A 21,453-nucleotide genomic window follows, 5' to 3' on the forward strand; every position below is an offset into this window, starting at 1 on the left:
GAAGGAGCGAGTGCCTGTCTCCCCCCGTCACCCCGGACTTGTTCCGGGGTCCACTCCGCGGCGAGGGGGATGGTTTGAGCCTCTTGCCACCCCCTTGCGGCCCGGTGGACCCCGGAACAAGTCCGGGGTGACGGAGGGCGGTCCGAAAGAGGGTGAACGACACCAAACTCCTCCCCCGCCAGGGGGAGGTGGCACCGCAAAGCGGTGACGGAGGGGGCGGTAAGCGATGCCCCCGTTGTCTCGACCGACCGCCTCTTGCCTTGTCGCCCCACAGCAAGGACACGGGACCGATGACCCTCCACCTCCGCCCCGTCCAGTTCGTCGACACCCCCGTCACCCAGCCCGACGGCAGCGTCGCCCGCCTCGCCGGCGGCCTGCAATGGTTCGCGGCCTATGAGGTGAGCGAAAACGGCGCCAAACGCACCGTCCCGGTTGCCGATATCGCCACCCTCGGCGAACGCGCCCAGACGCTCCACGCCGCGATCACCTCACCGCGCCCACCGCTCGTCCTCGGCGACCGCACGCTCCGCCTCGACCAGCCGCTCGTCGCCGGCATCCTCAACGTCACGCCGGACAGCTTCTCCGACGGCGGCCAGCACAGCGCCGACCCCGCCGCCGCCGCCGCGGCCGGCGTCGACATGGCCGCGGCCGGCGCAGCGCTGATCGATCTCGGCGGCGAATCCACCCGGCCCGGCGCCGCGCAGGTCTGGGAGGGCGACGAAATCGCCCGCATCCAGCCGGTCGTCCAACGCCTCGCCCGCAGCGGCACGCTCGTCTCGATCGACACCCGCAAGGCCGCGGTGATGGAAGCCGCGCTCGCCGCCGGCGCGCAGATCGTCAACGACGTCTCCGCGTTGCTCTGGGACGATCGCGCGCTCGCCGTCGTAGCGCAGGCCGGTTGCCCCGTCGTGCTGATGCACTCGCCCGACCCAAAGGAGGGTGGCCACGCCCGCACCGGCTATCGCGACGTGCTGACCGAGGTGTTCGACTGGCTCGACGCGCGCATCGCCGCGGTTATGGCCGCCGGCATCGACCGATCGCGCATCATCGTCGATCCCGGCATCGGCTTCGGCAAGACGCTGTCGGAGAATCTCGCGCTTCTCAACGGCCTCGCGCTGTTCCACGGTCTCGGCTGCCCGATCATGCTCGGTGCCAGTCGCAAGCGGATGATCGGCGCGCTCGACAACGAAGCCCCGGTGGCGGCGCGCCTCGGCGGCAGTCTCGCGCTTGCGCTGAAGGGGGCGGAAGCCGGCGTGCAACTCCTGCGCGTTCATGACGTTTCCGCAACGGTTCAGGCGCTGCGCGTGTGGCGCGGCCTGCGCGACCGGGCCCTCGCGGGTGGCTGAACAGTAAAATAGTGTTGCGGTGCAGCATAGCGCGCGGATGTGCGTTATGGCCGCTCCGTCATCATTCGTGAGGTTCCATGATCGTCGCATCCTCCCCTCGACTGAACCGTATCATTGCCGAGGTCTGGAAGCCGCTGACGCTCCTGTTCGTCTGGGACGTCATCGTCACGGTCACCTATTACGTCCTGCCGTTCAAGGCGCCGTCGCTGCCACTGACGCTGTTCGGGTCGGTGCTGGCGCTGTTCCTGGGCACGCGCGCCAATTCGGCCTATGCGCGCTGGTGGGAAGGGCGTTCGCTGTGGGGGCTGATGATCAATGCCTCGCGCAACATCAGCCGCGAAGCGCGCAATTTCCTGCCGGCCGAAGAGGCGCATGACCTGCGCCGCACGATCGTGCTGCGCCAGATCGCCTATGTGAACGCGCTACGCTGTCAGCTGCGCAAGCAGCCGGTCGACGAACAGGTGTTGAAATATCTGTCGCGCGGCGAGGCGGAGCCGGCGCTCGCCCGCACCAACATTGCCAACGGCCTGCTCGACGGCACCGGCCGCCGTATCGACGATGCGCGCCGCGCCGGGCTGATCGATACGATCCAGCAGACGCGGATGGAATCGACCCTGGTCGACATCGCCAATTCGCAAGGGGGGATGGAGCGGCTCAAGAATACGCCGCTGCCGAACCAGTTCCGTTTCTTCCCGACGCTGTTCACCCACGTCTTCTGCATCCTGCTGCCGATCGGCCTCGTCGAGACCTTGGGCTTCGCGACGCCGCTGGGGTCGACGGTGGCGGGGCTGATGTTCCTGGCGGTGCTCGCGATCGGTGACGATCTGGTCGATCCGTTCGCCAATACGGTTCACGATCTGCCGCTGACCGCGATGTGCCGGACGATCGAGATCGATCTGCTCCAGTCGATCGGTGACGAGGCGCCGCCGCCGCTGACCCCGGTCAAGGGCGTGCTCTGGTAAGCTAAAGCGTGTAGCCGCCGTCGCTGAGCAGGCAGCTGCCGGTGACGAGCGCGGCGGCGTCGGACAGCAGGAAGCCGATCTGCGCGGCAATCTCCTCCGCCTTGGCATAGCGGCCGAGCGGCGTGGCCATCGCCGCCATTTCCGCAAAGGCGGCGTCACGACCGATCGCGGCGACCCGGTTCGCGAACATCGGGATCGCATCCCACACCGGGGTTTCGACCCCGGCGGGCGCGATGGCGTTGACGCGGATGCGCCGCGCCGCGGCCTCCTTGGCGGCGACCTTCACCAGATGGATCAGCGCCGCCTTCGACGCGCCATAGGCGGCGACGCCCGCCTCCGCCTTGATACCCGCTGCCGATGCGGTCGCGACGATCGCGCCGCCGTCCGCCATCGCCCGCAACGCCGCGCGCAGCGTCAGGAACGCGCCATCCAGGTTCACCGACAGGATGCGTCGCCATTCGGCGAAGTCGAGGTCGGCGATGACGCCCGCACCGGCCACCCCGGCATTCACCACCGCACCGTCGATACCGGCAAGATAGGGTGCCGCAGTGTCCCAGAACGCCTCGTCCGCGACGTCGCCGGGCAGCAGGTCGAGCGTGCACGGCAGGTCGATCGCGGCCAGCGCCGCTGCATCGCGGTCGACCAGCACCAGCCGGCGCGCGCCCTCGGCGGCGAGATGTTGCGCGGTGGCGAGGCCGATGCCCGATGCGGCACCGGTGACGAGGATGTGACGGTTCGCGAAGCGGCTCATGCCGTCCCGCATAGCAGGATCTACGCCGCGGCGTTATCGATGCCCAACTCGCCAAGCTTGCGGTACAAGGTCGACCGCCCGATCCCCAGCCGCCGTGCGACTTCGGTCATCCGCCCGCGATAATGGCCGATGGCGAGCCGGATCACGTCCGCCTCGATATCCTCGAGCGGGCGCAGGTTGCCGTCGGGCCGGAACAGCGTCACCCCGCCGCCGGACAGCGTCGCGGTGCCCGCGCTCCCCGGTCGGCGATTGCCCAGCGAGGCGATCTGCGGGAAATCCGCCCGCGTCAGCGCCGCGCCCTCGCACAGCACCGCGGCGCGAAACAGCGCGTTCTGCAACTGGCGGACGTTGCCCGGCCAGTCATATTGCACCAGCAGCGCCAGCGCATCGTCGGTGATCCCCAGCGGCCTTAGCCCCGGTTGCTGCGCGATCCGCGCCAGCAGGTGTCGCGCCAGCGCCGGCACGTCGGCCAGCCGCTCGCGTAAGGGCGGGATCGTCACCTGCACCACGTTGAGCCGGTAATAGAGGTCCTCGCGGAACCGCCCGGCGGCAACCTCGTCGAGCAGCGTCTTGTTGGTCGCGGCGATCACGCGGACGTCCACCTGCCGCGCATGACGCGCGCCGATCGGCTGGATTTCGCCCGATTGCAGCACGCGCAGCAGCTTCACCTGCGCCTCGAGCGGCATTTCGCCCACTTCGTCGAGCAGGATGGTGCCGCCGTCGGCATCGGCGAACTTGCCGAACTTGCGCTCGAACGCGCCGGTGAACGCGCCCTTTTCATGCCCGAACAATTCGGATTCGACGAGGTTCGCCGGAATGGCCCCGCAATTGACGGTGACCATCGGTTTCTTGGACCGCGGCGAGGCGGCATGGATCGCATCGGCGACCACTTCCTTACCGACGCCGCTTTCGCCTTCCACCAGCACCGGCACGCGCGCCCGCGCCGCCTTGGCGGCGATGGCGAGCGCGGCGCGGAAATCGGGGGAAGACCCGACGATCTCGTCGAACGCCAGCAGCGCCGGAATCTTCTCGGTCAGCGGGCGCAATTCCCCCGCCGCCGTGCCCGCCACCGCTGCCTCCAGCGCGGCGAGCAGGCGTTCGGGCGCCAGCGGCTTGACCAGGAAATCGGTCGCGCCCGCGCGCATCGCCGCGACGGCATGCGCGACCGATCCGTTGGCGGTGAGCATCAGGATGGGGAGCGCCGGGCGTCGTTCGCGCAGCTCGGCGATCAGCGGGCCGGCATCGGCATCGGGCGCCCAATGGTCGAGCAGGATCGCGTCCAGCTGCATTCCGTCCTGCGTGCCGAGCTGTGCCAGCGCCATCTCGCCATCGGCGGCGAAGATCGATCGCCAGCCGGCACGCGCGGCCAGCGCCGACACCAATCGCCGCTGCGCAGGTTCGTCGTCGATCAGCAGAAGCAGCCGCTGCCCGTTGCGCGTCATAAGGTTTTCCGTCCCGGTTCGGGGCAAGCGATACACCGTCGGAGTAAAGGCGGGCTTAAGCCGGTGCAGGCGTACCTTGCCTTGACGCCCATGGCGCTTTGCGGGCAGTGATCGTGCAACAGGGGCGAAGGCGCCACAGGCAAACAGGGGTTGGATGATGGCCGGCAACGGTGACATGAAGGCGCATGTGGCGACCTATTCGAGCGTCACGAAGATGCTGTTCTGGGGCGCCATCGCCTGTGCGGTGATCGCCGCGCTGGTGATCTGGCTGATCGCCTGAGCGCCCGCCGATATGAAGATCGCCGTCCTCAAGGAACATGTTGACGGCGAGCGGCGCGTTGCCGCCACGCCGGAAACCGCCAAGAAATTCATCGCTCTGGGTGCGACCGTCGCGGTGGAAACCGGCGCCGGTGCCGCCGCCCGTTATGCCGATCAGGCCTATGCCGATGTCGGCGCCAGCGTCGCCGACCGCGCGACCACGCTCGCCGGCGCGGACATCATCCTCGGCGTGCAGGGTCCCGATCCCGCCGGTCTGACGGGCGCTGCGGCTGGGGCGTGGATCGTCGCCGGCCTCAACCCCTTCGGGGACCGTGCGCGAATCGACGCCTATGCCGCCGCCGGCTACGAAGCCCTGGCGATGGAATTCATGCCGCGCATCACCCGCGCGCAGTCGATGGACATATTGTCGTCGCAGTCGAACCTCGCCGGGTACAAGGCGGTGCTCGACGCCGCGGCCGAATATGGCCGCGCCTTCCCGATGATGATGACCGCGGCCGGCACGGTCAGCGCCGCCAAGGTGTTCGTCATGGGCGTCGGAGTCGCCGGCTTGCAGGCGATCGCCACCGCGCGGCGCCTCGGCGCGCAGGTTTCCGCGACCGATGTCCGCTCGGCCACCAAGGAACAGATCCAGAGCCTCGGCGCCAAGCCGATCTTCGTCGAGAATGTGAAGGGCATCGAAGGCGAAGGCGCCGGCGGCTATGCCGGCGAGATGAGCGACGAGTATAAGGCGGCACAGGCCGAACTCGTGTCGTCGCATATCGCCAAGCAGGATATCGTCATCACCACGGCGCTGATCCCCGGCCGCCCGGCGCCACGCCTGATCAGCGATGCGCAGGTCGCCAGCATGCGCCCGGGCAGCGTCATCGTCGACCTCGCCGTCGAACAGGGCGGCAATGTCGAAGGCGCGGTGGCGGGCGAGATCGTCAAGCGCCACGGCGTCACGATCGTCGGTCATCGCAACGTCGCCGGCCGCCTGCCCGCCGACGCTTCGGCGTTGTTCAGTCGCAACCTCTACAACTTTCTCTCGACCTTCTGGGACAAGGAGGCCGGCCGCCCGGTGCTCGACGCCGAGATCGGCGACGCCGTCCGTTTGACGAAGGACGGGCAGGTGGTGAACGCCCGGCTGCTCGGCGCATGAGGGGGGCTGTCCTACACGCCGCTCTCAGGCCTAGTCTTGCGGCTATGAACCGCGAATCGCGCTTCCGCTCCGTCGCTACGAACCGTTCGGGTTCGCGGTATGGCAAACAGGGGGATACCGTTTCGCTCACTTTGTCCACTTTCGAAGCGCCGGTACGCCGCGCCGAAACGGTCGGGAGCTGAATCATGGACTTCGTCGCGATCCTCTCGATCTTCGTGCTGGCCTGCTTTGTTGGATATTATGTCGTCTGGTCGGTCACGCCGGCGTTGCATACGCCGCTGATGGCGGTGACCAACGCCATCTCCAGCGTCATCATCGTCGGCGCCCTGATCGCCGGCGCGGCGGCGGGCAGTGCCTCGTCGAAATGGCTGGGGCTGCTTGGCGTGGTGCTGGCCAGCATCAACATCTTCGGCGGATTCGCGGTCACCAGCCGCATGCTCGCCATGTACAAGAAGAAGGACCGGCCGGCGCCGGCCAAACACTAGGCAATTCGTCACCCCGGCCTTGGGGTCCCATCAAAGTATTACTTTGATGGGGTCCCTGAGCCGGGGTCCCGCTTCTTCTGGCGGCGGGACAAGACAGCGGGACCCCGGCTCAAGGCCGGGGTGACGAAGGGGGATACGGGGACATGGAACACGCAACCGCCGGCAGCTCGTTCGCAGCGCTCGCCTATCTGATCGCCGGGGTGTGCTTCATCCTCGCCTTGCGCGGCCTGTCGTCGCCGACGTCCAGCCAGCGCGGCAATCGCTTCGGCATGATCGGCATGACCATCGCCGTGGTGACGACGCTGGTGACGCATGTGCCGATCGACCAGTTGCTCGTGACCGGCGCGACGCCGACCTATGATTACACGGCGATCCTCAGCCGCGTCGATTACGTCACGATGCTCGAAATCCTCGCCGCCATCGGCATCGGCGCGGTCATCGGCATCACCACTGCGCGCCGTATCGCGATGACCGCGATGCCGCAGCTCGTCGCCGCCTTCCACAGCCTCGTCGGCTTGGCCGCTGTCCTCGTCGCTTGCGCCGCCTTCCTTAACCCCATCGCCTTCGGCATCGCCGACATGGTGATCCCGATGATCGGCCAGCCCTTTGCCGTCATCCATGGCGTCAGCCGGGTCGAAATGGGCCTCGGCGTCGCGATCGGTGCGATCACCTTTTCGGGCAGCGTCATCGCCTTCCTCAAACTGAACGGCAACATGGGTGGCAAGCCGATCCTGCTGCCCGGCCGCCACGCCATCAACCTCGCCGTGCTGGCCGCGATCCTGCTGCTCGTCGCCTATTTCACGCAGGATCAGAGCCCCTGGATCTTCTGGACGATCACGATCCTCAGCTTCGCGATCGGTTTCCTGCTCATCATCCCGATCGGCGGCGCGGACATGCCCGTCGTCGTCAGCATGCTCAACAGCTATTCCGGTTGGGCGGCGGCGGCGATGGGCTTCACGCTGCACAACAGCGCGATGATCATCACCGGTGCGCTGGTCGGCTCGTCGGGTGCGATCCTCAGCTACATCATGTGCCGCGCGATGAACCGCAGCTTCATCAGCGTCATCGCCGGCGGCTTCGGGGCAGAGGCCGCGGCGGGCGGCGGCGGCGACAAGGTCGATCGCCCGTGGAAGCGCGGCTCGGCAGAAGACGCCGCCTTCCTGATGAGCCAGGCCGAACAGGTCGTCATCGTGCCGGGTTACGGCATGGCGGTCGCGCAGGCACAGCACGTCCTGCGCGAAATGGCCGACAAGCTGAAGGAGCATGGCGTCCGGGTGAAATACGCGATCCATCCCGTCGCGGGCCGCATGCCGGGCCATATGAACGTGCTGCTCGCCGAAGCGAACGTGCCCTATGACGAGGTGTTCGAACTGGAGGACATCAACTCCGAATTCGCACAGACCGACGTCGCTTTCGTCATCGGTGCCAACGACGTCACCAACCCGGCGGCCAAAACGGACAAATCCTCGCCGATCTATGGCATGCCCGTGCTCGACGTCGAAAAGGCGAAGACCGTGCTGTTCATCAAGCGCTCGATGGGCGGCGTCGGCTATGCCGGGGTCGATAACGACGTGTTCTACATGGACAATACCATGATGCTGCTCGCCGACGCGAAGAAGATGGTGGAGGAGATCGTCAAGGCGCTCGACTGATGGTGTCGGCTGTCTCCATTTTGGATGTAATTGGCATTTGGGCGCCATTTACCTCGGAAATGGAGGTGACTGACCGCGATCCCGCCCCCGGCCCGCGTATCGTGCCGCCATGGGGAAGGCGACGTTTACCGAATGGGCGGGGCAGGGCGGTGCCGGCTGCTACAGGCACCGCGGCCGCGCGATGCTGCTGATCGCCGACAGCGACATGGGCGCTGCCGCCGACGCAGCGATCGCCGCCGCCGGGGGACGGCCCTTGCGGCGCATCGCCTGGGCCGATGTGGAGGCGGGTCTCGCCGCCGTCGTCGCCGCGCCCGTCGTGCTGGCGGAGGCGGGCGGCGTGGCTCCCGAACGGCTGGAACAGGCGCTGCCCACGCTCTGCCGCTTCCTCGACGCCATGGAGACGCGCGGCGTCGTCACCTTCGGGCCGGACCAGATCGATCTCGTCGCCCGCCATTTGATGGGTGCCCCCGTCGAATTGCTCTGCGACGCCACCATCCCGCAGCGCGCGCTGGCGCTGGCCCAGGCGGCACTGCCCCGGGCGCTGATGCTGAACGACAGCATGCCCGACCGGGTCGAGGACGATCGCCACGCCTACAATCCGCAGGGCTCCGAATCCGACGACCAGCACATCCGCCGCATGGCCGAAGGGATCGCGCAAATCTCACGCATCACCGCCGGCCTCCTCTCCCATACCGCGCCGACGGAGGGTGCCCCGGGCACCCGCGACCTCGCCGACCGCCGCCGCAGCTTCGCAAGCGAGCCTGCGCCCGGCGGTCAGGTCGTCACGCCGCAGGAGGTGCGCCGCGTCATCCAGTTGCGCCAATCCCGCAGCCGCTTCTTCGGCCAGTTCATCGGCGAGGGCCTGTTCGAGGACCCGGCGTGGGACATGCTGCTCGACCTGTTCGCCGCCGAGCTGGAGGGCAATCGCGTCAGCGTGTCCAGCCTGTGCATCGCCGCCGGTGTCGCGCCGACCACCGCGTTGCGCTGGATCGCCCGCATGACCGACATGGGCCTGTTCGTCCGCCACCCCGACCCCGTCGACCGCCGCCGCGCCTTCATGACCCTGTCGCCGCGCGCCAGCGAGGCGATGCGCGCCTATCTGGTGGCGGCGCGGAAGGCGTGAGTGCGCTTCCCTCTTGCGATTCCGCTCCGGCTTTGGCAGGGCGGACATCCCCGAGAGGGGGCGCTTAGCTCAGTTGGTAGAGCATCTCGTTTACACCCCGCACGCCAAGATGGCTGTGACCCGCAGAAACCCTAGGGTTTTTGGCGCTTGGCCTTCGGGACTTCGGGAATAGTCCGGGAGTTTATTCCGCGCGCACACTCCGATAACGTTATCGGTAGACGGTTGGCTCACGCATGCACCGTAATACGAGGCAAATCTCGCATTCCAATGGTGCATGGGTTGCGATGTTCGTAGGGCGTACACACTTGGGTTCGGCAAGGCGTGGCATCGTGTGCGGCGATACGGTATTGGCATTTGTCACAAAAATCCGCTTGCAACGGCGCGGTGAAAATCCAATATTGAATTGGCAGCGCAGTTCGAGTAGCGGGCGCGCAGCTAGTCCGGGTTTAACCGATCGTAAACGGGAACCCGGCTATCGACAAACGTGTTAGGTTTCCGTTCGCCATGGAGGCGGACGGATTTTTGTTGGAAGGAGGCAGTCGTGGCAACCATGACAGAGCAGAAGAGCCTCGCCGATCGGTATGAGGCGATGGCAAAGGAAAGCGGCCTCGTCGACGTCAAATTCTTGGTCAGCAATCTGGCCGAAACGACGAACGAAGAGGTGTGTCGCGAAGTGAATGCGATGTATGCAGCGCTTGAGCGCAACGAATTCAAGGTACTTGATTTCGGCGATCGCACGATCAACTGACCGTCTTTCCAGCAACTTGTCAGAAAGGCTCTACTGCGGTAGGGCCTTTTTTTTATCCTCTCGCGAGACCCTGATGCAACCTGACATGGCTAAGCTGGCAACCGTGTTGAAAAAGGTCGACCAGGTTCGTGACGAGATCAAACGCTATTGCGTGGGCGCGCCTGGGCCAGCTTTAAGCGTGATGGATCTCCATTATGTAGTCCAGCAGATGTACGGACTGCGTATCGATATGATCGAAGTCGATTTCGCGGCTGTGCATTTCCAAGGAAAGGTTGAAAGGTACTCGGATAAGCATGCGCGTATTATTGTTCGCGCGAGTCTGTCTGAGCGGGAAAAGCGCTTGGTAACCGTGAAGGAGATCTGTCATCTCATCATTGATGAGGAGGAGGATTGGTCCATTCATGGTACAGACACTATCGATGACCTGCTGGGTGAAGTTCTCCAGGTATCCCAAAATGGGACTGGGAATCAATCGCCGACAAGTGCTTTGCACTCAGAACTGATGGCAATGATTGCGGCGGGTGAGCTCATGTATCCTGCTGAATATCGACCATCGGATATGCAGGACTTGGCTGATAAGAAAAGCACGCTGTCTGCCATTGCAGTTCAACATGACATGCCAGCATACGCTATCGCCCATATGCACAAGCATCATGCCCTGTTGGAGTCTGCGCGCCAGCAGCATGCTATCGCAGCCTGATCGCGAGGAAAGTGCTTCAAATCCGGAAGCTGTGTTAATCAGCCTTACGTGCTGATGCATGTTTGGTATTTGGTCTATCGACCCTGCTGACGTCGGAAGCATCGAGCGCATCCCGTACGTCGTCATCAGTGGCATGCGCGTAACGCAGCGTCGTCTTGATTGACTTGTGCGCTAGGGCGCGCTGGGCGGCCTTCAGGTTTCCCGTTGCGCGAAGGATGCGGGTGCCTCTTGTGTGGCGCAGATCGTGGAAGCGGAAATCCTCAACGCCGGCGTTGGCGAGGGCTGCGGCCCATGGTTTCCGGATTACTGTCGCCGTCATCGGATAGCGCTCACCCTTTTTCCGCGCCGGTTGTTTGCGGCCGAGCTTATCGACAAACGCTGATTTCGTCCGGACGGCCTTATAGGTGAACACGAACGGGCCGACCTTTGGTTGGTTGGCAATGATGAGCAGCATGTCCTGGGTGAGCGGTCGACGGACGACGTCGCCGCCCTTAATGCGCGTGCCGGCGGTGCGCGCGCCGAGATCGACGTCGGACCAGCGAAGTCCCATCACCTCGCTTTTGCGCCATCCGGCCTTCAGCGCGAAATCGCAGAAGTCGTATAGGTCGCCCCGGATCTCTTCGAATAGCGCGGTCTCTTCCGCCGCGCTCAATTCGCGGGGTGCCTTGTCGACCACCTTCAGCATGAGGGCGCCCCAGTCAGGCATTTCCCCGACGTCGTAGCGAGCCTTGGCGGCCCATCGCCAGATCGCGCGCCATACCTCGATCTCGCGATTGACGGACGCGTTGACCCGACCATTGCGGCGCTTCGCTACCAAGGCGAGCAGATCGCGCTGGGTGATTTCCGAAAGCAGTGCGCCCGCGCCTTGCGCCTCGATCAGGATGCCGATCGTCCGCTCGCTATCGTTCCACGACGGCAGATCGCCGGCCTTGTCCTCATACAGGCCGCAAGCCTCGTCGAGTGTGATGGGCGGGCGTGCGTTCCCGCCGTTGCGGGCCTTTGCCCGCTCGGTTTCCTCTACGCGTTCGGCCGCGCGCCGCGTCTTTGCCCCCGTCGATCCGTGAAAGCGACGACCCTTCCAGACGAAGTCGAAGTGGAAATACGGCGAGTTTTTCGGCTTGTAGATAGACATTCGGGTGCCTTCCGGGCGCGGCTGGCGATGAACTCGTCGCAGTCCTCCGGCCGGTAGCGAATCTTGCGATCGGTAATTGCGACGTAACGAATGTGACCGTCCTGCCGGAGTCGGCGCAAGGTCTTCGTGCAGACGTGGATGCGCTTGGCGGCTTCCTCGGGCGTCAGGAGCTCCATCATGCTGCCGCCCTCGCTTCATGAACCGCGCCCGCCGATCGCTCGACGTCCACCCTCAGGACGATCCACGCGACGCCATGCCGGGTGCGCTGTAGCCAGGCCAGCGCCTCGTAGAGGTCGGCCAGCTGCGCGGCGCCTTCGTCGGCCGGCTTGCGCTTGGCGATCATCCGCTGCCGCTCGGCCGCGCGCACGAGCTCGGCCTCCATCTCGAAGCTGTAGGCGCCGAACAAGTCTGTGTTCTCGTCCCACGCGGGGCAGGGTGGCCGAGCATGGTCCGTGATCCAGCGCCACTGGTCGACGATGCACCGCGCCAGCCGCAGGCCACGCTCGGCATCGGCCGGGGTGATCTTGTTCGCCCTGATTGCGGCCGGATAGCCTTCCTCCCGCCCGCGTAGCAGCGCCACCGCGGCGCGGCCGCAAAGGTGACGGTGCTGCGGGGCGGCGTAGACGGGAAGCGTCAATTTTGCTCGCCTTTGCTCATCGCCATGCTGGCGCATTGCAGCCATGCGAAGTCGAGCGCCTGGTGCAGCGCTTCACGGGCGCTGTCCGGTGGGGTGTTGACGTGCATAGCGTAGGCGATCTGCACGATCGCCATGATCCCTCCCGTCCAAATGGCTTCCTCGGTGCTCCCTGTCTTCGGAGCTTTCCGCAAACGACGTAGGGTATGTTCGGTCCACGCTAAGCGCTCACGCTCGCAGGCTGCGTCATGAGCATCGTTTGGGTTGAACGGTCCCCAGCCGCTGGTGTCGATGTTCATGCGGCGGCTCATCAGTCGATCGTCGCAACGTCGTTGCGCTCCAGCCACTGGTCGCGATCGTCGCCGAGGCGGCGGTCCATCTGCTCTTCGGTTTCGGGCCAAAGGTGCATGTCATGCACCAGCCGTTCGTAGGTGCAGTTCCACCAACAACGGATAAGGTTGTCGGGGTGCTTGTATCCGAGGATTTGCGCGGCGTGGAGAAAGTGCAGCTGAAAATGATGCGGCAGCGCGTCGAGTTCACGGAGATAACTGCTTACAAGATCATCCATAGCGACCTGCCAGCCGGTGCGATGGTCAACAGCTGTGGCGAAGAAGCTGGGACCTGTGAACGATCCTCCACCTTGTTCATGCGGTGTCTTTAAGATGCGACGATCCATCGCGGACAGCAGGACGCAGCGCCGATACCACCGCACAAGCATCTTGGACGGACCGTATTTTGGCGTGCCATCGGGTCCGCGGATTGCGGTGAGCAGAACCGTCTGCTGCATCAGCGTCAGACTCGAAACCCACGGTTGCAACACCGTGGTCAAATTCGTGCTTTCGGGTAGCATTGTCACAGTTCCCAATGCTGAAGGTCTTCGTCGACCAGGGCGTGCGCGGCGTCGCGATCCCAAGGCAAGCTTGGGTGGCCGAAAGGGACGCCCAACACGTCGAGCGAGGCGCCGTAGGTGGCGTAAGCAAGCTCCATCGCCTGCTGGCGGCTGATAGTGTTCACTCGGATGCCGAACAGCCAGCGGCTAGTTCGCCGACGGTAATGCTTCGCCATGTGGACGATGAAGCCGCTAATCTCAGCGTGCAATTCCGCGGAAACGGGTTGCTTTTGGCGCATCGCCTCTCGAACGATGGCGGCCAGCCAGACCCGGCCGTCGTCGTTCAGTTCTTCCCATTCGGCAGAAGCATAGGCCGAGACGACGGCGTGGCTGTCGACGATCGCCGCGGCCATCGCCATCTGCTCGATGGATGGCTGCTCGAAGCGCGGTAGGGTCGGAGCGGCATGCGTTACCATACTGTTGCCCCCATTTCCTCTAGCCAGTTCGACCAGCGCCTGTCTGGAATGGCGTCGTACCGCGAGCGTCCATATTGACCGCGATCGTCCAAGCTGACGGAGCACAGCAGGCCGATTTCGCCGTCAAATCGGCGTCTGGCCGTCTTGGGAGCAATGCCATTGAGGATGCGCCATGCACGGACGGCCGAGCGGCTGCGTCCCACCTTTAGCGCAACCTGCCGGTCTCCCATGTCAGTGGCGAAAAGCGAGGTGCGACGGGCAGCGTCCGCAGCGTTTATCGTCGACGTGAGATGATGATGTGGAGGCAACTGCCGGCGTGTTCGCCACGCAGCGACCGCGTTTTTTGTCACGCCCTGGACAGCGGCAATGGCGGCGTCTGAGAGGCCGTCATCATATAATCTCATACGCTGCTGCTGCTTCGACTTCGGCAGCCCACGAATGCCGGGGCCAAGTCCCGCGATCATTCGGGAACGCCAGTTCGCGGATGCGCCGACGCTAAGTTGAGTCATGGCAGCACCGCTTTCACGGCCAAGCCGAGTGCGTTGAGGGCAAACTCTCGGCCATCGGTGCCCGCGCGGCTGATGGTCAGCGCCGGCCGTTTGGCTTTGCGGTGCTCCAGGCGTTTCGCGGCCGTCGATGCACAGCCGAGGGTGCAATATTGGTCGCTCAGGCCGCGGATCGTCAGACGCTGACCGATCGACAGGCTGGCTGCGATCTTTCGCGGGTCCGCCGCGGGCTTGGTGCTGGAATGATCCATTAGAACCGCCCCATCGCCCATGCGCCGATGAAGCCCGATGCAAGCCAACCTGCGATCAGTATCGACGTCAGACTGCAAATCCGGCCCAGCGTTATGCTGGGGGCGGCGTCCGCCGGCTCGTGCAGGCCGTGCAACGTGCGGGCGTGAACAACGATCTCGGTGCCGTCGGGAGGCGTTGCCTCATCCATACGCCAGCGGCGGACTGCGGACCTGAGCCGTTCTGCGTTCGGGTCGGGCGCCAGGACAACGGCTCTCCCCGGCTGACAGGCCGCGGCCACGTGTGCGCGAAGCGAAGCGGGAGGACGCCGCCTGCCCCCCGCGAGAGGGTCAACATCATCGACGCGGGTGATTTGCCGAGCGCTAATGAGGGGCCATACGCGCGGCTGCGGTAGCTCGTGACCTAAGCGCTTATAGAACGCCCCTAGCGACTTGTCGGCTTGCTCTCGGCTCAGGATCTGCGGTTGCGACACGCTGTTCTCCCATCGGGCGGGATGCCCTGACGGGTGCTATATCTGCCAATATGGCATTTTTCGTCAATCGGAAAAATGCCATATTGGCATTAACCTAAATCGCGTGTTGCCAACCGTATTCGTTTTGTTCCACTTTCCTCGGGTCGATTGGGAGTGAGTCGTGGGCCAGAAGGTCGTGGAGTGGTGCCGGGCGACAAGTTTCGGGCTTCCTGTTGGACCATGGCGGTTTGGTCGCCGCGTCGCCCGTCAGGATCTGATCGATCAAGGGCTAGGCTCTTATGACGAATACGGCTGCTTCTACACGACGGTGCCTGGAGGCATGGATGTTCGCCGTGAATGGATGGAGTACGGTGAGGCGCAATCGTTAGCGCTGTCGGTGCAGCGCCGTCACGCGGCCGAAAACCTGAAACGAAGTGCCGTCACCGATGATAATCGTCGAGTGAATAGGGTTCGTCGATCGAGGAATAAGCCGGGCGGGGTCACCCTCGAACTGTTTGAAGGTAGCCTCGCCGTCAATAATCACGACGTATAAACGACCTGGAAATAATGCCTTGTCGTTACGGTCAACGATGACCGTGCCCCCATCCTCGATTTCCATATCCATGGAATCGCCATCAACGCGCAGCGCTACGGCTCCCTCCGGCGTCGATGCTGGCACCGGCAGCTCGCCAAGTGCTTGTTGAACCGCCTCCTTCATGCTCCCAGCTGCGACGAGCCCGATAATAGGAATGATCCGCACGCCAGCTTCGGGGAGCGATGGCTCCGCGCCTTCGTAGCCGAGCCAAGCCTCGACCTTTTTCATCTCGGGATGCTTGAACGGACGTTTGTTTGTCAGGCGCTTTGAGACGGCGGTTGGATCAATGCCGAGCAGATTGGCAAGGTCAGCCTGATTAAGGTTGCGCTCTTTCATGCGCTTGCGGATTTCGTCGATATCCATGGGGGCCGTTAGGGCACTGCGCATGCCAGTTTGGCAAATGCCATTACGGCATATTTCGCTTGCGCCGAAAATGCCATTTTGGCATATTCTTGTTCATGGATGCCTTCGCTAACGCTCTGATCGACGCCATGGGCGGAACAACCGCTGTCGCCACTCGCGCCAAAACCGGTGTTTCGACCGTCCATCACTGGCGTCGCACGGGGCTTTCTCCTTCGCGCCTCGATCATTTGTGCCGCATCGCGCATGATGAGTTGCCCTCACTTGATCTGGAAGCAATCGCCGAAGAGCACGGCGTACAACTTCCGTTTAGCGGTGAAGACGTCGGCTCGTCAGTTGGAAAGGCGGGTGAAATTTCCGGTTCGGTGGCGGCATGACGCCCGAACGCCTGGCGCTCAAGCGCGCGACCGCTGAAATGATAAAGGGTGTCGGCGGTCTGGAAGCTGGGGCGGGCTATACCCGCGTCGGCAAGTCGATGCTGGCGGACTATGGGTCGGTCCACAAGCCGGACTGCTTCGTGCCGATCGATATCGTCGCCGATCTGGAGCCGTTGTCGCGCGAGCGCGGCGGATGGCCGCATGCCACGCGGGCGCTGTGCAAGATGATGGGCGGCACATTCGTGCCCGAGCCCGAATTGCCCGTCACTGGTGCCGACATCTTCGCCAAACTGGGCACCCTCCATAGCGAGTTCGCCGACGTCACAGGCGCCGTGTGCAACGGCATGCGCGACGGGGTGTGGAGCGGGGAGGACGGCGCTGAACTGGAGCGCCAGCTCGACGACGTGATCGAAATTGCGATCCGCATGCGGGCGCTCGCCCGCCTCACCAAGGGAGACAACGCATGAAAAAGCTGCACCTAAAGGGTGTGCCGACGAACGAAGGCGCGCGGCTGCTCGGACGTCGGGTCATGGCGGCCTATGGCGGCATCGTGCCCGTCGCCGCCACGGCCATGAAGCTATCGGCGACCACGATCATGCGCCTGATCGATGGCGAGATCGTGCCTGGAGAAGAGTTGGTCGCCGACGTCGCGCGCGCGACCGGCGACCGCATCACGCGCGCGCATTGGCGGATGGAGCCGCTGGGCGGCTGGTTCGACGCCGATATCGTCAACATCGCCGCGTGAGCCGGCAAGGGGGATTTCCAATGGCCCGTTTGGCGGGATCGGCCGTGCTTCGGCCTGACGGACATGCGATCGACGTCGACGACGTCGAGCAGTGGGTCGCTTCGGCCGACGTCGGGGCGGAATTGGTCTATGCCTGGGGCTCCGCGCCCCCGCGTGACCGCGCCGCATGGACGCGCGCCCGGTCGTTGTTCGACGAGGGCGAGGTGCGCTTACACGACCGGCGCCGGGAATCAGGTGGCCGCGAATGGTATATGGTCAAGCGGCAGGCGCCGGTCGGGTTGGAGGCCGTGCCGGTGGAAGCCGATCCGGTGCCGGAGACGGAGGAAGCGGCGGTGCTGCGCATCCTTCGTCGGCATGTCCGCATGGGTATGCATTGCCCGACCAATGCGGAGATCGGGCGGCAGGTCGAATTGACCGCGCCGCAGGTGGCCTATCGCATTCGGTTGCTTCGCGCGGCGCGGCTAATCCTGATGGAAGAGCGCGGGCCGGGGCAGCGTCGTATCTGTACCATAGGCGGGCGCTCGACGCCGGGCGGTGCGCTGTGACGGGCGGGGTCACGGGATTGCAGCTTCATCGCGAGGTGACGTTGTACGTGGGCCGCACGGGCACGAGCTGGGAAACGCTGGCGATCGCCGCGGGTGTAGGCGGGTCGACTATTCGCAGCCTCAACCGCAAGGGGTATCCCGCCACGCAGACGGTCAGCCGCCTGCGCAAGGTCATGAAGGCAAACCCCAAGGGCATCGCGCGTCATACGGCGTGCCAGTTCGTCGGCACCGCGCCAGCCCCAACGCCGATGACGCCGGTCGTTGACCCTGCGTCGGTCACGCTTCTGGAATCGCGTGTCTTTCCGCGGCCGGTGCCGATGCGCCCGGTCGACATGCTGGCCGCGCCGACCGTGGCGGAGGCGATAGCTTCCGGCCTGGTCGAGACGCCGTCGGACCTGATTGCGACGGTGCAACGGCGCTGGCCGTCCGTGTGGATGCGCATCGTCGAACGGGCACGGGCGGCCAAGGTAATGCCGGGCGCGCTGCTGGTCGAGGCGATCGAACGGGGTTTTGAGGCGGCATGAGCCTCAAGCCGCTCAGTGCATCAGCCGGCAGCGCCTTTTCACGCGCGCAGACCGACGATCCGGTAAATCGCGAGACCCACGACTTCTACCCGACGCATCCCGGCGCGACGCGCGCGCTGCTGACCGTCGAGCACTTCGACGGGCCGATATGGGAACCTGCCTGCGGCGATGGTGCCATGTCGCAGGTGTTAGAGGCGGCAGGCCATGCTGTGCTGAGCACGGACCTTATCGACCGCGGCTATGGGGAGGGCGGGCGCGACTTCCTGATGGAATGGTCGCCGCGGTCCGACCATGTCGTGACGAACCCCCCGTTCCGGTGGGCTATGGAGTTTGCCGATCGCGCGCTGCTGCTGACGCGTTCGCCGGGTGGCAAGGTCGCCCTGTTCCTGCGCCTTGCCTTTCTCGAAGGGTTGGAGCGGCAGCGCTGGTTCGCGGGAACGCCCTTGGCGCGCGTGTGGGTCATGTCGCGGCGGGTTCCGATGCAGCGAGGTCGACTCGCCGACATGGACAGCCGGGAGGAGGCGCGTGGCGGGGTCATCGCCTTCGCCTGGTTCGTTTGGGAACATGGCCATACGGGTGCCCCGGCGCTCGGCTGGCTCGACTGGAAGGCGGCGTAATGGCGCATTCCCGGTTTGCCCTGACCACGATGCTCGATTGGATCGAGCGGTGCCTTACCGACGGCATCGCGCTGCTGCCGACCGATGCGGAGATCATGGAGCGCTACGGCTTCACCTCACCAGAACACGCGCGCACACTGCTCGCCGAACTGGCTGACGCCGGCAAGATCACGATCCGGGGTTATGGCGCCGATCGCGTGATCGTGCTCGGCCGGGTCAGAGCCGCCGTCGCGCCGTTGCCGCGTGTGGTGCCGCCCGCGCGCAGGGTCGACGCCGAGATCGATCAAGCGGTCACCAAGATCAGGGGCATCGTCAATCGACAGGGGGCCGCCGTCCGCAAGGCCGTCGAGGCGAACGCGGAGGAACTGCTCAACATGGTCAATCCCTCGCCTGCGGCACCGACGCCGCCCCTCAGGAAACAGGAGAATCGTGCAATGGCTGGTGCCAAGTCCATCCAATTGCCGAGCGCCGCGGCGTCGGCGATCGAAGCCGTCGAACGCCTCGCCGAGGCGGACGGTATCTCGCTGGGCATTGCCGCCGCCACGCTGATCGAGCGCGGCATGTCGGTGCAGCGACCGACTGCGAATGCCGTTGCGCCTTCGCTCGAAGAGGCGATCGAAATGTTGCGGGCAGCTTTTGGAGCGCGCCCCGACCATTCGGCCGAGCTGGCGGAAGAGCGCGATGCGCGTGTTGCGGCCGAAGCGCGGGCGGTTGCCGCAGAACTGAAGCTGGAGGCGGTTCGCGCTGCCTTTGCATGACCGACCAGCGGGAAAGCCTCTTCGACCGCGCGCGTAAGGTCACGCCCGCCGACGTCGCTCGTGAACACGGGGTCAAGCTCTACAAGTCAGGACGGAAGCGCTCACGCGGGACGTGTCCGGTCTGCGAGAGCGGAGACGCATTCATCGCCGACGAGGACGGGCCGATCTGGCATTGCTTCTCTTGCGGCGAAACCGGCGATTCGGTCGCGTTGGAAATGGAACTCGGTGGCCATGCCGATCGCGTCGCCGCGGCGCGCGTGCTGGCAGGCGAGGCGGACCGAGTTCGACAAGAGCGCCCACGCCGCCAAAGGGTGGAAGCGGCGGCCGAAGTCGTCGATAGCAGCGTCGTCGCCCACCACATCGCCCAGCACATGGTGCCGGCGCCTGGAACGATCGTAGAGGCGTGGTTGAGCAGCCGCGGGATCGACGTCGGTCGCGTCGTCGGTGCTATCGATCGACTTTACTTTCTGCCGCGGTGCCCGGCCGCGTCGTGGCGGATCGATCGCGATCCTTCCACGGTCATTCACGCCCCAGCGATGATCGCACCGCTGCGCGAGACCGCGTTCGGTCCGATCGTCGGCATACACGCGACCTATCTGTCGCGCGACGGCCGGCGTAAGGCGGCGTTCGGCGCCCTGCCGAACGGCAAGCCCCGGCCATCGCGTAAGATGTGGGGACAGGCGCGCGGTGCGGCATGCTTCCTTGGCGAAATGGACGGCGCCGGTCCGCCGGTGACGATCGCGGGGGAGGGCGTCGAGACGGTTCTGTCCTACGCCGCAGACCTGCCGATGGCGAGCACGCCTCTTGCCTTGCTTAGCCTCGATAACCTGCAAGGCAGGGCGATGCGCGACGCGGAGGGCGTCGTGCCATTGTGGAACCTGCGCAGCGACCCGGAATCGCCGCCCTTCACCCTGCAGGGTGCCGGCGAGGTGCATCTGCTGATCGATGCGGACATGCGGCCGGTTTCGATGCGATGCCAGCTGGCGCGGCGTGGCAAGCGCGATCGGGTGCGGATCGACGGTCTGAAACGGTCGGAGATCTGCGCCACGCTGGCGGCGCAAGCGTGGAGACGGTCGGGTGCGGCGCCGGTGCGGTGCTACCGTGCGCCCGCCGGCATGGACTTCAACGACCTGGGCCGCGCGGCATGAGCGACGACGAAGCGCTCTATCAGCGTGCGGCCGCGCTGGTGCTGGAGCATCAAAAGGCGTCGACGTCATGGCTGCAACGGCAGCTGCGCGTCGGTTACAATTCAGCGGCGCGCATGATCGAGCGCATGGAAACCGAGGGCTATGTCAGCCACCCGGATGCGGTCGGCCGGCGCGAGGTATTGCGGCCGCCGTCGGCAGCGATGCTGGGGTCGAGCGTCGTCATCCAGCCCGAGGTGCCGGCGTGGGAGCGCAACGCCGGCAAGTATGACCGGCCATCGAGTTCGGTGCCGACCCCCGACGCGGACGCGCGGCCGGTCGTTGTAGAGCGCGACGACCCGCCGGTCATCGCCTCCGCATCCGTTATGCCGCTGGACGACGCGCATAGTGCATTGGCGCAGGCGCTGGTGGCGGCGCTGGGGCTCGAAGGCGCGCGGCGGATCGTGCGGGCGGCCGGTGAGGCTATGGGCGAGGTCAAGCCAGTGCGCGCGGCCGACGGCTCCGCATCGCACCTCGAACAGGTCGTGCTGCACGTCGAAGGGCTGATGGAGCGCCGCGACGACGCCAATCAGGATATTCGGGATGCGCTGAAGTTCGCCAAGGAAATCGGGCTGATGCCGTCGGAAATTCGCGGCGTCATCGCCGATCGCAAGGCTGATCGCGACAAGCGGTTCGAACGGGAGGCGACCCGGACAGTCTACCGCCACGCGCTCGGGGTTGAGGACCCCGACATTGCGATCGACCTGCCGGCGCCTGTGGCGCTGCCGCCGCCCAAAGGCCGCAAGCTGACCGCCAAAGAAAAAGCATATCAGGAAACGCTGGCATCGATCGCGGCAAGCCGCGCGACGCTTATCCAATAAGGAATAGGACTGTGGGGGAAGTCG

At 65.3% G+C, this 21,453-nt stretch carries 29 protein-coding genes and 1 pseudogene; 19 read left to right on the forward strand and 11 right to left on the reverse strand.

Going from position 1 to position 21,453, the window contains the following annotated elements:
* The first annotated feature begins 290 nt into the window (after positions 1-290).
* A complete protein-coding gene (folP, locus tag GGR47_RS07415; RefSeq protein WP_147036075.1) occupies positions 291-1,346 on the forward strand; it encodes a dihydropteroate synthase in 1,056 nt (351 codons plus the stop codon).
* Positions 1,347-1,423: 77 nt separating this feature from the next.
* Positions 1,424-2,308: a bestrophin family protein gene (locus GGR47_RS07420; RefSeq protein WP_017980102.1), complete on the forward strand. Its 885-nt coding sequence runs from the start codon at positions 1,424-1,426 to the stop codon at positions 2,306-2,308.
* 1 nt (position 2,309) lies between these two features.
* Here GGR47_RS07420 and GGR47_RS07425 read toward each other — a convergent pair whose 3' ends face one another.
* Together GGR47_RS07425 and GGR47_RS07430 are read right to left on the reverse strand one after the other, a co-directional pair.
* On the reverse strand, positions 2,310-3,071 hold the full coding sequence (locus tag GGR47_RS07425) for an SDR family NAD(P)-dependent oxidoreductase (protein WP_017980101.1): 762 nt from the start codon (positions 3,069-3,071) through the stop codon (positions 2,310-2,312).
* Positions 3,072-3,079: 8 nt separating this feature from the next.
* On the reverse strand, positions 3,080-4,501 hold the full coding sequence (locus GGR47_RS07430) for a sigma-54-dependent transcriptional regulator (RefSeq protein ID WP_147036074.1): 1,422 nt from the start codon (positions 4,499-4,501) through the stop codon (positions 3,080-3,082).
* Positions 4,502-4,655: 154 nt separating this feature from the next.
* On the opposite strand from GGR47_RS07430, the gene GGR47_RS07435 reads away from it, so the two are divergent.
* From GGR47_RS07435 to GGR47_RS07465, 7 genes are all read left to right on the forward strand, one after another.
* Entirely contained in the window at positions 4,656-4,781 is a 126-nt protein-coding gene (locus tag GGR47_RS07435) for an aa3-type cytochrome c oxidase subunit IV (protein ID WP_017980099.1), read from the forward strand.
* Between the two features lie 12 nt (positions 4,782-4,793).
* A complete protein-coding gene (locus tag GGR47_RS07440) occupies positions 4,794-5,918 on the forward strand; it encodes an NAD(P) transhydrogenase subunit alpha (protein ID WP_147036073.1) in 1,125 nt (374 codons plus the stop codon).
* Positions 5,919-6,103: 185 nt separating this feature from the next.
* A complete protein-coding gene (locus GGR47_RS07445; RefSeq protein ID WP_043060847.1) occupies positions 6,104-6,403 on the forward strand; it encodes an NAD(P) transhydrogenase subunit alpha part 2 in 300 nt (99 codons plus the stop codon).
* A gap of 143 nt (positions 6,404-6,546) precedes the next feature.
* Positions 6,547-8,055, forward strand: coding sequence for an NAD(P)(+) transhydrogenase (Re/Si-specific) subunit beta (locus GGR47_RS07450; protein ID WP_017980096.1), 1,509 nt, complete (start codon positions 6,547-6,549; stop codon positions 8,053-8,055).
* Positions 8,056-8,164: 109 nt separating this feature from the next.
* Positions 8,165-9,178 (forward strand): MarR family winged helix-turn-helix transcriptional regulator, encoded by a 1,014-nt coding sequence (locus GGR47_RS07455; protein ID WP_147036072.1) that lies wholly within the window; start codon positions 8,165-8,167, stop codon positions 9,176-9,178.
* A gap of 541 nt (positions 9,179-9,719) precedes the next feature.
* Entirely contained in the window at positions 9,720-9,926 is a 207-nt protein-coding gene (locus GGR47_RS07460; protein ID WP_147036071.1) for a hypothetical protein, read from the forward strand.
* 85 nt (positions 9,927-10,011) lie between these two features.
* On the forward strand, positions 10,012-10,626 hold the full coding sequence (locus tag GGR47_RS07465; protein WP_147036070.1) for a hypothetical protein: 615 nt from the start codon (positions 10,012-10,014) through the stop codon (positions 10,624-10,626).
* Positions 10,627-10,660: 34 nt separating this feature from the next.
* Here the strand turns inward: GGR47_RS07465 and GGR47_RS07470 are convergent, their stop codons facing one another.
* The 9 genes from GGR47_RS07470 to GGR47_RS07510 all read right to left on the reverse strand — a co-directional run bounded on the left by GGR47_RS07470 (position 10,661) and on the right by GGR47_RS07510 (position 15,861).
* On the reverse strand, positions 10,661-11,758 hold the full coding sequence (locus GGR47_RS07470; protein ID WP_147036069.1) for a tyrosine-type recombinase/integrase: 1,098 nt from the start codon (positions 11,756-11,758) through the stop codon (positions 10,661-10,663).
* Positions 11,644-11,937, reverse strand: coding sequence for a helix-turn-helix domain-containing protein (locus GGR47_RS19370; RefSeq protein ID WP_147036068.1), 294 nt, complete (start codon positions 11,935-11,937; stop codon positions 11,644-11,646). The genes GGR47_RS07470 and GGR47_RS19370 overlap by 115 nt, the downstream gene beginning before the upstream one ends.
* The gene (locus tag GGR47_RS07480) at positions 11,934-12,395 is read right to left on the reverse strand and encodes a hypothetical protein (RefSeq protein ID WP_147036067.1); all 462 of its coding nucleotides are present in this window, start codon (positions 12,393-12,395) and stop codon (positions 11,934-11,936) included. Before GGR47_RS07480 ends, GGR47_RS19370 begins: the two co-directional genes overlap by 4 nt.
* A complete protein-coding gene (locus GGR47_RS07485; protein ID WP_147036066.1) occupies positions 12,392-12,691 on the reverse strand; it encodes a hypothetical protein in 300 nt (99 codons plus the stop codon). The genes GGR47_RS07480 and GGR47_RS07485 overlap by 4 nt, the downstream gene beginning before the upstream one ends.
* 11 nt (positions 12,692-12,702) lie before the next feature.
* Positions 12,703-13,242: a hypothetical protein gene (locus tag GGR47_RS07490; RefSeq protein ID WP_147036065.1), complete on the reverse strand. Its 540-nt coding sequence runs from the start codon at positions 13,240-13,242 to the stop codon at positions 12,703-12,705.
* Between the two features lie 2 nt (positions 13,243-13,244).
* Entirely contained in the window at positions 13,245-13,697 is a 453-nt protein-coding gene (locus GGR47_RS07495) for a hypothetical protein (RefSeq protein ID WP_147036064.1), read from the reverse strand.
* Positions 13,691-14,206 (reverse strand): hypothetical protein, encoded by a 516-nt coding sequence (locus tag GGR47_RS07500; protein ID WP_147036063.1) that lies wholly within the window; start codon positions 14,204-14,206, stop codon positions 13,691-13,693. Before GGR47_RS07500 ends, GGR47_RS07495 begins: the two co-directional genes overlap by 7 nt.
* Positions 14,203-14,454, reverse strand: coding sequence for a hypothetical protein (locus GGR47_RS07505; RefSeq protein WP_147036062.1), 252 nt, complete (start codon positions 14,452-14,454; stop codon positions 14,203-14,205). The genes GGR47_RS07500 and GGR47_RS07505 overlap by 4 nt, the downstream gene beginning before the upstream one ends.
* 834 nt (positions 14,455-15,288) lie before the next feature.
* Complete coding sequence (locus GGR47_RS07510; protein ID WP_167509735.1) at positions 15,289-15,861, reverse strand: LexA family protein; 573 nt, start codon at positions 15,859-15,861, stop codon at positions 15,289-15,291.
* A 95-nt stretch (positions 15,862-15,956) separates the two neighbouring features.
* Here GGR47_RS07510 and GGR47_RS07515 point away from each other — a divergent pair, with 95 nt between their 5' ends.
* From GGR47_RS07515 to GGR47_RS19335, 10 genes and pseudogenes are all read left to right on the forward strand, one after another.
* Positions 15,957-16,235 (forward strand): hypothetical protein, encoded by a 279-nt coding sequence (locus GGR47_RS07515; protein ID WP_221204682.1) that lies wholly within the window; start codon positions 15,957-15,959, stop codon positions 16,233-16,235.
* Positions 16,232-16,702: a hypothetical protein gene (locus tag GGR47_RS07520; protein ID WP_147036059.1), complete on the forward strand. Its 471-nt coding sequence runs from the start codon at positions 16,232-16,234 to the stop codon at positions 16,700-16,702. Before GGR47_RS07515 ends, GGR47_RS07520 begins: the two co-directional genes overlap by 4 nt.
* Positions 16,699-16,980, forward strand: coding sequence for a hypothetical protein (locus tag GGR47_RS07525; RefSeq protein WP_147036058.1), 282 nt, complete (start codon positions 16,699-16,701; stop codon positions 16,978-16,980). The genes GGR47_RS07520 and GGR47_RS07525 overlap by 4 nt, the downstream gene beginning before the upstream one ends.
* A 20-nt stretch (positions 16,981-17,000) precedes the next feature.
* Complete coding sequence (locus GGR47_RS07530) at positions 17,001-17,525, forward strand: AsnC family protein (protein ID WP_147036057.1); 525 nt, start codon at positions 17,001-17,003, stop codon at positions 17,523-17,525.
* Complete coding sequence (locus GGR47_RS07535; protein WP_147036056.1) at positions 17,522-18,049, forward strand: hypothetical protein; 528 nt, start codon at positions 17,522-17,524, stop codon at positions 18,047-18,049. The genes GGR47_RS07530 and GGR47_RS07535 overlap by 4 nt, the downstream gene beginning before the upstream one ends.
* Entirely contained in the window at positions 18,046-18,666 is a 621-nt protein-coding gene (locus GGR47_RS07540; protein ID WP_147036055.1) for a hypothetical protein, read from the forward strand. The genes GGR47_RS07535 and GGR47_RS07540 overlap by 4 nt, the downstream gene beginning before the upstream one ends.
* Positions 18,666-19,424 (forward strand): transcriptional repressor LexA, encoded by a 759-nt coding sequence (locus GGR47_RS07545; RefSeq protein ID WP_147036054.1) that lies wholly within the window; start codon positions 18,666-18,668, stop codon positions 19,422-19,424. Before GGR47_RS07540 ends, GGR47_RS07545 begins: the two co-directional genes overlap by 1 nt.
* The gene (locus GGR47_RS19115; RefSeq protein ID WP_244305034.1) at positions 19,421-20,572 is read left to right on the forward strand and encodes a DUF7146 domain-containing protein; all 1,152 of its coding nucleotides are present in this window, start codon (positions 19,421-19,423) and stop codon (positions 20,570-20,572) included. Before GGR47_RS07545 ends, GGR47_RS19115 begins: the two co-directional genes overlap by 4 nt.
* Positions 20,572-20,778, forward strand: a pseudogene (locus GGR47_RS19120) (DNA translocase FtsK); the annotation flags it as partial. The gene GGR47_RS19115 and the pseudogene GGR47_RS19120, both read left to right, overlap by 1 nt.
* Positions 20,773-21,429 (forward strand): GapR family DNA-binding domain-containing protein, encoded by a 657-nt coding sequence (locus GGR47_RS19335; protein ID WP_307724547.1) that lies wholly within the window; start codon positions 20,773-20,775, stop codon positions 21,427-21,429. The pseudogene GGR47_RS19120 and the gene GGR47_RS19335, both read left to right, overlap by 6 nt.
* Positions 21,430-21,453: the final 24 nt, after the last annotated feature.

Source organism: Sphingomonas aquatilis (assembly GCF_014196115.1).
Lineage (GTDB): Bacteria > Pseudomonadota > Alphaproteobacteria > Sphingomonadales > Sphingomonadaceae > Sphingomonas > Sphingomonas aquatilis.